General features: G+C 75.9%; 9 protein-coding genes and 1 pseudogene. 3 read left to right on the forward strand and 7 right to left on the reverse strand.

The features are described 5' to 3' along the window. The 4 genes from ICW40_RS07545 to ICW40_RS21475 form a co-directional block, all read right to left on the reverse strand. The coding region (locus tag ICW40_RS07545) for a cache domain-containing protein (protein WP_308121694.1) at positions 1 to 1,151 on the reverse strand (1,151 nt) is incomplete at its 3' end. A gap of 75 nt (positions 1,152 to 1,226) precedes the next feature. Then, a complete protein-coding gene (locus tag ICW40_RS07550) occupies positions 1,227 to 1,913 on the reverse strand; it encodes a response regulator transcription factor (protein WP_308121693.1) in 687 nt (228 codons plus the stop codon). After that, the gene (locus ICW40_RS07555) at positions 1,910 to 3,166 is read right to left on the reverse strand and encodes an ATP-binding protein (protein WP_221653221.1); all 1,257 of its coding nucleotides are present in this window, start codon (positions 3,164 to 3,166) and stop codon (positions 1,910 to 1,912) included. The genes ICW40_RS07550 and ICW40_RS07555 overlap by 4 nt, the downstream gene beginning before the upstream one ends. 231 nt (positions 3,167 to 3,397) lie before the next feature. Continuing rightward, on the reverse strand, positions 3,398 to 3,712 hold the full coding sequence (locus ICW40_RS21475) for a hypothetical protein (protein WP_221653222.1): 315 nt from the start codon (positions 3,710 to 3,712) through the stop codon (positions 3,398 to 3,400). Here ICW40_RS21475 and ICW40_RS21480 point away from each other — a divergent pair. Together ICW40_RS21480 and ICW40_RS07570 are read left to right on the forward strand one after the other, a co-directional pair. Continuing rightward, positions 3,702 to 5,150, forward strand: a complete 1,449-nt coding sequence (locus ICW40_RS21480; RefSeq protein WP_221653223.1) for a PspC domain-containing protein — start codon at positions 3,702 to 3,704, stop codon at positions 5,148 to 5,150. The genes ICW40_RS21475 and ICW40_RS21480 overlap by 11 nt on opposite strands. Then, positions 5,147 to 5,719 (forward strand): hypothetical protein, encoded by a 573-nt coding sequence (locus ICW40_RS07570; RefSeq protein WP_221653224.1) that lies wholly within the window; start codon positions 5,147 to 5,149, stop codon positions 5,717 to 5,719. The genes ICW40_RS21480 and ICW40_RS07570 overlap by 4 nt, the downstream gene beginning before the upstream one ends. A 161-nt stretch (positions 5,720 to 5,880) precedes the next feature. Here ICW40_RS07570 and ICW40_RS07575 read toward each other — a convergent pair whose 3' ends face one another. Then, positions 5,881 to 7,017, reverse strand: a complete 1,137-nt coding sequence (locus ICW40_RS07575) for a glycosyltransferase family 4 protein (RefSeq protein ID WP_221653225.1) — start codon at positions 7,015 to 7,017, stop codon at positions 5,881 to 5,883. Between the two features lie 90 nt (positions 7,018 to 7,107). Here ICW40_RS07575 and ICW40_RS07580 point away from each other — a divergent pair, with 90 nt between their 5' ends. Beyond that, the gene (locus ICW40_RS07580) at positions 7,108 to 8,673 is read left to right on the forward strand and encodes a GGDEF domain-containing protein (RefSeq protein ID WP_221653226.1); all 1,566 of its coding nucleotides are present in this window, start codon (positions 7,108 to 7,110) and stop codon (positions 8,671 to 8,673) included. A 26-nt stretch (positions 8,674 to 8,699) separates the two neighbouring features. On the opposite strand, the gene guaA is transcribed toward ICW40_RS07580, so the two are convergent. After that, positions 8,700 to 10,280, reverse strand: coding sequence for a glutamine-hydrolyzing GMP synthase (gene guaA / locus ICW40_RS07585; RefSeq protein WP_221653228.1), 1,581 nt, complete (start codon positions 10,278 to 10,280; stop codon positions 8,700 to 8,702). A gap of 87 nt (positions 10,281 to 10,367) precedes the next feature. After that, positions 10,368 to 10,894: pseudogene (locus ICW40_RS07590) on the reverse strand (hypothetical protein); the annotation flags it as partial.

Below are 10,894 nucleotides of genomic sequence, written 5' to 3' on the forward strand. Positions count from 1 at the left end.
GCGTTGAGCGCGAGCAGGTTCGTCTGCTCGGCGATCGCGGTGATGACCTTGACGACCGAGCCGATCTGCGTCGACGACGCGCCCAGCTCGACGACCGTCCGGTTGGTCGCCTCGGCCGCCTCGACCGCCTCCTCGGCGATCCGCGCCACGGCGTGCGCGTTCTGCGCGATCTCGCCGATCGAGGCGCCCATCTGGTGGGTCCCCGCCGCGACGGCGTCGATGCCCGTGCTGACCTCCTGGGCCGCCCGGCTCACCGAGGCGGTGCGCATCGTGGTCCGCTCGGCCTCGCCGGCCAGGCCGTCGCTCGTCTCGACGAGGCGGGACGCGGCGTCGTCGAGCCGGCCCACGGCGTCCGAGACGCCCTCCGCGACCGACGCGGAGCGGTCGAGGGTCGCGTTCAGCGCGGCGGCGAGCTGCTCGAGCTCGGTGCGGCCGCGGCCCTCCGGCAGACGCGTCGACACGTCGCCGCTCGCGAGCAGCGCGGTCGCCTCGCGGATGGGCCGCACGATGGTGCGGCCCAGCACGAGCGCGAGCCCGCCCGCGACGAGGACGACGACGAGGCCGCTGAGCACGAGCCGCCCGGCCTCGGCGAGCGCGACCGCGCGCACGTCGTCGACGTAGACGCCCGAGCCGATGATCCAGTCCCACGGCTCGTAGCCGATGACGTAGGAGATCTTGGGCTGGGGCGCCTCGGCGCCCGGCTTGGGCCACTGGTAGTTGACGAAGCCCGAACCGTCGGCCGCGACCACCTCGACCATCTCGACGAAGAGGTGCTTGCCGTCGGGGTCCGCGTTCTCGGTGAGGTCGGTCCCGTCGAGCTCCGGCTTCATGGGGTGCATGACCATGGTCGGGCCCATGTCGTTGATCCAGAAGTACTCCTCGCCGGAGTAGCGCAGCGCGCGCACGGCCTCGACGGCGGCGTCCTGCGCCTCCGACTCGCTCATCTCGCCCTGCTCGGCGAGCGTGCCGTAGTGGGTGAGCACGCCCAGCGCGGTCTCGACGACGGTGCGGGTCGCGCTCTGGCGCTCGGCCATGATGCGCTGCTCGACCTGGCGCGCGGCCAGGACGACGAGCACGCCCAGCCCGAGGGCGAGCACGGCGACCATGACCACGAGGCGTGCGGTCACGGACATGGAGGACAGACGTCTCACGAGAGGCTCCTGAAGGGTCGGGTTGCACCCCCATCGACCGGCCGGAGCCCGTCCTGAGTCAGGCTGTGGGCGAAGTCACAGGAGGCGCCGCGCGGCCGCCCACCGCGTCAGCTCGTGCCGCGACGACAGCTGGAGCTTGCGGAGCACCGCCGAGACGTGGGTCTCGACCGTCTTGATCGAGATGAAGAGCTCCGACGCGACCTCGCGGTAGCTGTAGCCGCGGGCGATGAGCCGCATGACCTCGCGCTCGCGCGCGCTGAGGCGGTCGAGCTCGTCGTCGCCGGTCGCGACGTCGCCCGCGGCCGCGCCGAACGCGTCGAGCACGAACCCGGCGAGGCGCGGCGAGAACACGGCGTCGCCCCCGGCGACGCGGCGCACGGCGTCGGACAGGTCCGGGCCGCTGATCGCCTTCGTGACGTACCCCCGCGCACCCGCGCGGATGACCGCCACCACGTCCTCCGCCGCATCCGAGACCGAGAGCGCGAGGAACCGGGTCGTCGCGAGCAGGTCGGCGCAGGCCGTGATGACCTCGGCGCCCCCGCCGCCCATGCCCCCGGGCAGGTGCACGTCGAGCACGACGACGGGCGGCTGCAGCGACCGCACGGCGCGGATCGCGCCCTCGACGTCGTCCGCCTCGCCGACCACCCGGATCGACGGGTCCAGGGACGCGCGGACACCCGCCCGGAACATGAGGTGGTCGTCCACCAGGACGACGTCGTAGGTGGCCGGCGCTGCGGCGGGCGGGGACTGGCTCATGCTCATGGCTGCTGCTCCTCCTCGACGGGCAGGCACAGGTGCACCTCGGTACCCCGGCCCGGCCTGCTCTGCACGGTCGCGGTGCCGCCGCGGCGACGCACCCGGCCGATGATCGACTCCCGCACGCCGAAGCGGTCGCCGGGCACCTCCGCGAGGTCGAACCCGTCGCCGCGGTCGCGCACGAAGACCTCGACCTGGTCGGCGCCCACCTCGAGGTACAGCGAGACGGGCGGCCGGCCGTGCACGACCGCGTTCACGAGCGCCTCGCGCGTCGCCTGCAGGAGCGCCTCGGTGGCGTCGTCGGGCACGCGGTCGCCCACGACCACGGTCTCCACGGCCGCGCCGCGGCCGTCCTCGACCTCGGCGACGACCCGGCGCAGGTCGGCCGCGAGCGACGTGCCCGGCACCTTGCGGTCGTCGTACAGCCACTCGCGCAGCTCGCGCTCCTGCGCCCGGGCGAGGCGGGCGACGTCGTCGGGCCGGTCCGCCCGCGCGCGGATGAGCGCGAGCGTCTGCAGCACCGAGTCGTGCAGGTGCGCCGCGATGTCCGCCCGCTCCGACTCGCGGGCGCGCGCGGCCCGCTCGTCGCCGAGCTCGCGGACGAGCCGCAGCGCCCACGGCGCGAGGACCACCGCGGCGCCGACGAGGACCGCCAGTGCCGCGACGGCGGACCGCACGAGGGTGTCGAGCGTCTCGTCCTGCCCCACGAGGAGGAACACGCCGGCGCCCGCGAGCACCGTGCCGCCGATCAGCCGCACCACGCTCACCGACGTCCGGCCGCCGGCCTGGGAGAAGAACCGTCCGCGCTGCACGGCGTCGAGCTGGCTCCACGCGAGCGCGGTGCCGCCGAGGACGATCAGCGTGGGGACCACCCAGGTCGCCTCGGGTGTGACGCCCTGACGCATGGCGACGAGCAGGCCCGCTGCCGCGATGAGGAGCACGCCGACGCCGATGTCGGTCAGCGGGACCCCGCGCCCCGGGTCGCGCAGCCGTGGGGCGAGGCGGGAGAGCGCGGCGGGCCGGTCCGCCGCTGCCGCGTCCGCCGGGTCGCCCACGGGGACGGTCACCCAGAACCACACGTAGAGCAGCGGGCCGACCGCCGCGATGGGGGTCAGCAGCACGAGCACCACCCGCACGACGCCGACCGGCACGCCGAGGTGCGCGGCGAGGCCCGCGCACACGCCGCCCACCGTGCGGCCGGTCTGCGGACGCCGGAGCGGGAGGTGCGCGCCCGGCGGGCGCGTGGTGGTGGTCGTCACGGGAGCATCGTCACACGTCACCGGGCGCGCGAGGCGGGGTCACGGGGCGCCCGTCGGGAGGTTCGGGGTCGGGATCCGGGTCCCGACCCCGATGCCCTCAGGGTGGTCGACCTCGCGTTCAGGGTCCGCTCAGGGCTGGCCCCGATACCGGCCGACGTCGCGCGGCGGAACCATGATGGTCATGGACGAGACGACTCACCCCGCAGCCGACGAGCCCGCGGGTCAGCCCGGTCAGCCGACGGACCCGCAGGGCCCCGGCACCCCCGGCACCGCCGGCACCTCCGGCACCCCCGGCGCTTCCAGCGCTTCCGGCACTTCCGGCACCCCCGGCACCTCCAGCACTGCCGGCTCCTCCAGCGCTGCCGGCAGCGTCGGCACCGAGGGCAGCGCGCCGCCGCCCCCGCCGCCGGGCGCGGGTCCGTACGCACCGCCGCCCGGCGGGGGCACGTACGCGCCGCCGACCGGATCGGCCTGGACGGCGCCGGACCCCACGTCGGCGACGGGCCCGAGCGGTGCCGACAGCTTCTTCGACGCCGTGCGTCGCACCGGCGTCGTCCGCTCGGAGGAGCGGTGGGTCGGTGGCGTCGCGGGCGGCCTCGCCCTGCGGCTCGGCGTCGACCCCCTGGTCACGCGCGGCGTGCTCGCGGTGAGCGTCCTGCTCGGCGGCCTCGGCCTCGTGCTCTACGGCATCGGCTGGCTGCTGCTCCCCGAGCAGCGCGACAGCCGGATCCACCTCCAGCAGCTGTTCCGCGGCGACTTCGACGCGGCCGTGATCGGTGGCTTCGCGCTGCTCGTCACCGGCATCTCGTTCCCCGACCGCTGGGGTCCGGGCCTGTGGTGGGGGCCGGACAACGGCTGGTGGCGCGGCCTGCTGTGGATGTGCGCCGTCGCGCTCGTCGTCGTCCTCGTGGTCTCCGCGAGCAACCGCAACCGCGCGGCGGGCACGTGGTCGGGCGCCGGCCCGCAGGGCCCGCAGGGTCCGCACGGCCCGCAGGGTCCGAACGGCCCGCAGGGCCCGCAGGGTCCGAACGGCCCGCAGGGACCCGGGCCCGTGGGCACCGACGCCCAGACGTCCGCGCCGTCGCCGGCCGCACCCCACGCATCCCCCGCCGCGGCTCCGCCCCGGCCCCGACCGGAAGGACCCACGACCACCATGTACCCGACCACGACCGCCTACCCGACCACGCCCCCGCCACCGGCCGCGCCCGCGGGTTCGTGGCAGGGCGGGCCGGCGCCCCAGGACTGCGCCCCGGCCGCGTACGCAGCGGGTGCCGGGACCGGACCCGCGACCACCCTCCACCGCACCGCACCGCGCGGCCCGGGTGGCGGCGTCGTCGGCGTCGTCGTCGCGCTGTCGCTGCTGACGCTCGCGGCGCTGCTGTACCTCGACCGCATCGGGCGCTTCGACGGTCCGGTCCTGCTCACGGCCGGTGCGGTGGCGGTGACCCTGCTCGGCCTCGCCGTGATCGTCGCGGGCCTCCGGGGCCGCACGGCGGGTGGCCCCGGCGCGCTCGCCGTCGTGCTCACGCTGGCCCTCGTGCCGATGGTCGCGGTGGACCGCTACGCCGGCGTCGGTGGCTGGGACGCCGACTGGGACTGGGACGGCGGCACCGCGGTCGGTGACGTGGACCGCACGCCGACGACGGCCGCCGAGGCCGAGGACGGCTACGCGATCGGCGCCGGGTCTGTCGAGCTCGACCTCACCGAGGTGCCGCTCGAGGCGGACGGGACGCTCGTCGTCCCGATCGGCGTCGGCGCCGGCGACGTCACGGTCGTGATCCCGGCCGGCACGGCGGTCGAGGCCGAGGTCGAGGTCATGGCGGGCGAAGTCCGCTGGCTCGGCGAGGGGGCGGTGCGCGGCACCCCGGGCACAGGCGGGACGCAGACCTTCCGGACCGACGACGTCGCCGACGGCGACGAGCCGCAGATCCACCTCGACATCACGCTCGGCGCGGGCAACGTCACCGTGGAGCAGGCGCCATGAGCACGCCGGACGACCGGCGGTCCAGCGCCCCGACGCCGGACGGCCGGGGGCCCGACGCCCAGCACACCACCGACCCCCGCGAGGAGAGCACCATGGACACCACCCCCGACCGCGAGGACCGGGCGCACGACGACACCGCCCGGACCGAGCGCATCGACGTCGGCGACACCGCCGTCCCGCTCGGCGACGCCGAGCACAGCGAGCTGAACGACACCCAGCGGCTCGAGCTCCCCGGGACGCGTCCCGACGTGTCGACCGCCGTGTTCGGGACGCAGCCGGCAGCGACGAGCACGACGGCAGGCGGCACGGCGGGCGGGTTCTCGACGACCGTCCCCTCGGCCACGAGCACGACGGCCCGCTCCGAGGACGTGACCCAGCCCGAGCGGCGCGGCGTGCGGGTGGGGACCGTGGTGTGGGGCCTCGTCATCGCCGCCGTCGGCGTGGGGCTCGTGGCGTTCGCGAGCGGCGTGGTGTTCGACGTCGAGCTGGCGCTCATCCTCCTCGTCGCCGCGGCGGGGGCCGCGCTCCTGCTCGGCTCGCTGCTCGGCGCCCGCCGACGGCGCAGCTGAGCCTCGGCACCGGGCCGCAGCTCGCGCGGCGACCCGCACCTCGCACGTCGCACTTCGCACTTCGCACCTCGCACCACACGACCGCACCGGCACCCGCCGGTGCGGTCGTGCGCGTCCGGGCGCGTGCGGCGGTGTGACGGTGTGACGGTGTGACGGCAGGCTCAGACGCCCGCGCCGACGAGCGCCCGGGCCCGCGCGTACTCGGCGTCGGCCGCAGCCAGGGTGGTCGCCCAGTCGAACCGCGGCCGGTGCGCGAGCGCGTGCGCACGCAGCCGCTCGACCCGCTCCGGCTCCCGGACGAACGACACCAGCGTCCGCGCCATCGCGGCGTCGTCGTCGACCAGCACGCCGTCGACGCCGTCGGTGACGAACTCCTCGATCCCCGTGCCGCGGCGCGCGACGACGACCAGGCCCGCCGTCCGCGCCTCGAGCGCCGCGATGCCGAAGGCCTCGAGCACGGCCGGGGCGAGGAAGACCTCGGCGTCGTCGTAGGCCGCGCGCAGCTCGTCCCGCGGCACGCGGCCCCGCAGCGTCACGACGTCGGCGAGGCCCCGCCGCTCGACGCTCTTCTGCATCGCCGGGCGGCTCGGGCCGTCCCCGAGCACGTCCAGCCGCAGCGAGCCCTCGGGCAGCTGCGTCATGACGTCCTCGACCAGCCCGACGAGCGCGCCGCCCCGCTTGCGCGGCGCCAGCCGCATCGTCGCGACGCACCGCAGCGGCCCACCGCGCGGTCCCGCGGCGGCACCCGGCCGCGGCGCCCACCGCTCGAGGTCCATCCCGTTCGGGACGACGGCGACCTCGGCGCGGAACACGTCGCGCACCCGCTCGGCGGCCGCGGAGCTGACCGCGGAGAGGGCGACCGGGGCGCTCCCCCACCGGGTGCGCCGCACGAGCGCGCCCATCGCCGGCACGGCGCCGTCGAGCATGCAGTGCCACGTGATGGCCAGCGGCACCCCGGCGCCGAGCGCCACGCGCGCGCCGTCGAACGCGAACGGCGAGACGACGCCGGCGTGCACGTGCACGACGTCGGGCCGCAGGTCGCGCAGGAGCTCACGGACGCGCGGCGGCGCGAGCGGGTTCACCGGGAGGTCGAAGGGGACGTGCGTCCCGAGGCGGTGCACCGCGACGCCGTCGTCCTGCTGCACGACGCCGCCGCGCTCACCGCCCGCTCCGGGCGTCGCCGTGAGCACGTGGACCTCGTGGCCCGCGGCGGCCTGCGCGCGGGCGAGGTCCCGGACCTGCGACTCGATGCCGCCGGTTCGCGGCGCGTAGCAGTCGGACACGTGGAAGACCCGCACCCCGGCAGGCTATCCGCCCCGCGCCGGCCGTGGCCGGATCGGGACCTCCGAACCATGCAGGACCGGGCCCCACCTGCCGATGGTCCACCCATGAGCCGTCTGCGACCGGCCCACGTGCACGTGGGCTTCACCGTCGTCACGGCCGTGCTCTGCGTCTACCACGTCCTCGCGACGCACCTCGCGGCCGACCGGACGCCCGCCATCGCCGCCGTCGTCCTCTCGAGCGCCCTCCCGGGCCTGCTGCTGCTCGTCATGCTCCTCCGCCGGCGGATCGTCGCGCCGATGCCGTGGTGGTTCGTGCTCGGCGCCATGGTGGCCCTCACCGTCCACAACGCCGAGGCGCTCCGTCAGGTCGGCCTCGAGGGCCGCCCGGTGGCCGGCGGGGCGCTCTTCCTCCTCACGCTCCCGCTCGGCTACGTCGGCCTGCTCGTCGCCGCGCTCCTGGTCTCCTACCGCTACGCGCGCGCGGACGTCGGTGGCATCGTCGACGGCGTCCTCATCGGCATCGGGGCGGCGAGCCTGCTGTGGGCCGTCGCCCTCACGCCGGCCCTCACCGAGCAGGGCGCACCGGCCGGGACGTGGCTCTACACGTTCGTGGTCGTGCTCCTCGTCTCCGGCATCGCGGGCGCGGTCGTCCGCGCCGTGACCACGTCGCACGCGGCGCGTGCGCCGCTCGCGTACCTGCTGGTCGCCGTGGGCACCACGCTCGCCGGCAACGTCCTCGACGTCCTCACGACCGACCCGGAGACGGGCGCCGGGGCGTGGTGGGTCTCGCTGCTCTGGATCGCCGGCTACGTCGCCCTGGCGGCCGCTGCTGCCCACCCGTCGCACGTGCACCTCTCGCGCCCCGAGACCCAGGTCAGCGGCCGGCTCTCACCGCTCCGACTCGCGTTCCTCGGCGGGATCCTGCTCCTGGACCCGCTCATCGTGGCGATCCAGACGCTCGCGGACCAGCCCGGGTCGCCGCTGCTGGTCATCTCCTCGCTCCTCGTCGTCCCGCTCGTCATGCTCCGGGTCGGCCAGCTCGCGCGGCTGCACGCGGCCGCGGAGACGCGGCTCGAGCGCCTCGCGACGCACGACGTCCTCACGGACCTGCCGAACCGGCGCGCGATCGACGAGCACCTCGAGGCGGCGCTCGGTCGTGTCGCTCGGGGCGTCTCGCCGGGCGTCGTCGTGCTGTTCCTCGACCTCGACGACTTCAAGGCCGTCAACGACGACCACGGGCACCACCTGGGGGACCGCCTGCTCGTGACGGTCGGCCGCCGCCTGCGTGCCGCCGTGCGCGCGCAGGACCTCGTCGGCCGGTTCGGCGGCGACGAGTTCGTCGTCGTGATCGAGGGCGACCCGGACGTGGTCCGGCAGGAGGCCGAGGCGCGCATCGCCTCGGCGCTGCAGGCACCCGTGCGCCTGGGCGAGGTGGTCGCGTCGGCGCGCGCCAGCGTGGGCGCGGCCGAGGTGCGACCGGGCGACGACGTCAGCGCCGAGCAGGTGCTCTCCGCCGCCGACGCGCGGATGTACGAGCGCAAGCGCCCCGTCCGCGGACCGGTGCAGGGCTTCGAGGTGCAGACCCGGGTGCAGAGCTCCGACAGGCAGGGCTCCGACAGGCAGAGCACCGACAGGCAGGGCACCGACAGGCAGGGCACCGACCGGGGCTGAGGCGTGGGCTCAGGCGCGCCGTCGCCTCACTCCCACTCGATGGTGCCCGGCGGCTTGCTCGTGACGTCGAGCGTCACGCGGTTGATCTCGCGCACCTCGTTGGTGATGCGCGTCGAGATGGTCGCGAGCACGTCGTACGGCACACGGGCCCAGTCCGCCGTCATGGCGTCCTCGGACGTCACGGGGCGCAGCACCACGGGGTGGCCGTAGGTGCGGCCGTCGCCCTGCACACCGACCGACCGCACGTCGCCCAGCAGGACCACAGGGCACTGCCAGATCTGCCGGTCGAGGCCCGCGCGGGTCAGCTCCTCGCGCGCGATGGCGTCCGCCTCGCGCAGCACGTCGAGCCGCTCGGCCGTGACCTCGCCGATGATGCGGATGCCCAGGCCCGGGCCCGGGAACGGCTGACGCCACACGATGGCGTCCGGCAGGCCCAGCTCCAGCCCGACGGCGCGGACCTCGTCCTTGAACAGCGCGCGCAGCGGCTCGACGAGCTCGAACTGCAGGTCGTCGGGCAGCCCGCCGACGTTGTGGTGCGACTTGATGTTGGCGGCACCCTCGCCGCCGCCCGACTCGACGACGTCGGGGTAGAGGGTGCCCTGGACCAGGAAGCGGACGTCCTCGCCGTGCTCGCCGCTCTCCGCGACCACCTCGCGCGCGGCCGCCTCGAAGACGCGGATGAACTCGCGACCGATGATCTTGCGCTTGGTCTCCGGGTCCGTGACGCCGGCGAGCGCGCCGAGGAAGCGCTCGCGCGCGTCGACGACCTTGAGCTGGACGCCCGTCGCCGCCACGAAGTCGGTCTCGACCTGCTCGGCCTCGCCCTTGCGCAGCAGCCCGTGGTCGACGAAGACGCAGGTCAGCTGGTCGCCGACGGCCTTCTGGACGAGCGCGGCCGCGACCGCGGAGTCCACGCCGCCCGAGAGGCCGCAGATGACGCGGGCGCTGCCGACCTGCGCGCGGATCCGCTCGACCTGCTCGGCGATGACGTTGCCCGCCGTCCACTCGGGGCGCAGGCCCGCGCCCCGGTAGAGGAAGTTCTCGAGGGCGTGCTGCCCGAGCGGCGAGTGCTTGACCTCGGGGTGCCACTGCATGCCGAACAGGCGCCGGTCGCGGTCCTCGAAGGCGGCGACGGGTGAGCCCGTCGACGTCGCGAGCACGCTGAAGCCCTCGGGTGCCGCGTGCACGGCGTCCCCGTGGCTCATCCACACCGACTGCTCGGTCGGCGAGCCGGTGAGCAGCACACCTGCCTGGGGCACCGTCACGTGGGTGCCGCCGTACTCGCGCGCGCCGGTCTGCGCGACGTCGCCACCGAGGGCCCGGGCCATGGCCTGGAAGCCGTAGCAGATGCCCAGCACGGGCACCCCGGCCTCGAACAGGGCCGGGTCGACCGCGGGCGCGCCGTCGGCGTACACGCTCGCGGGGCCGCCCGAGAGGATCAGGGCCGAGGGCTTCTTCGCGAGGATGTCCTCGACCGAGGCCGTGTGCGGCACGATCTCGGAGTACACCTTGGCCTCGCGCACGCGGCGCGCGATGAGCTGCGCGTACTGCGCGCCGAAGTCGACGACGAGGACGGGCCCGGACTCGAGCGCGTCGTCCGGGGCCACGGCGTGGTGCGTGGCATCGCCGGAGGCGGCGCTGCTGGCGTCGGTACGGGGGTTCGCGGGCCGCGCGGAGTCGCTCACCCGTCGAGTCTAGTGAGCGGGAGGGGACGCGACGGGCCGCGTCCGCGCCTCGGCCCGCGCCCGGAGCAGCGCGCCGACGCCGACGGCGAGCGCGGCCCCGAGCACCAGCTCGATCGCCGTGAACGCGACCACCCACGCGTCGACCGGCACACGACCCGCGACGGCGAGCTGCACGACGGCGCCCACGAGCTGGGCGAGGACGAGGGCGGGCACCCCGGCCACGAGCCAGTGCCACCACGGACGACGCGCTGCGCGGCCGGCGCCGAACGTCAGCACCGCGACCGTCACCCCGGCCAGGGCGACGACCACGCCGACCGCTGCGAGGACGAGCCCGAGGAGGTCGAGCGGTGCCCCGTGGAGGCTCGACACGACCACCAGCGTCGCCACCGTGCCGAGCAGCTGGACCGCGAGCACACCGGCCACCCAGGCGACGAGCAGCCTCGCGACGCCGAGCCCGACGCCGGCCTGCGCCACGGCGCTCCCGCTCCGCTCGCCCGGGGCCGGGGCGTCCTGCGGCGCGGCGGGCGGCGGCACGT

Origin of the sequence: Actinotalea ferrariae (genome assembly GCF_019733465.1) — a bacterium.
Lineage (GTDB): Bacteria > Actinomycetota > Actinomycetes > Actinomycetales > Cellulomonadaceae > Actinotalea > Actinotalea ferrariae_A.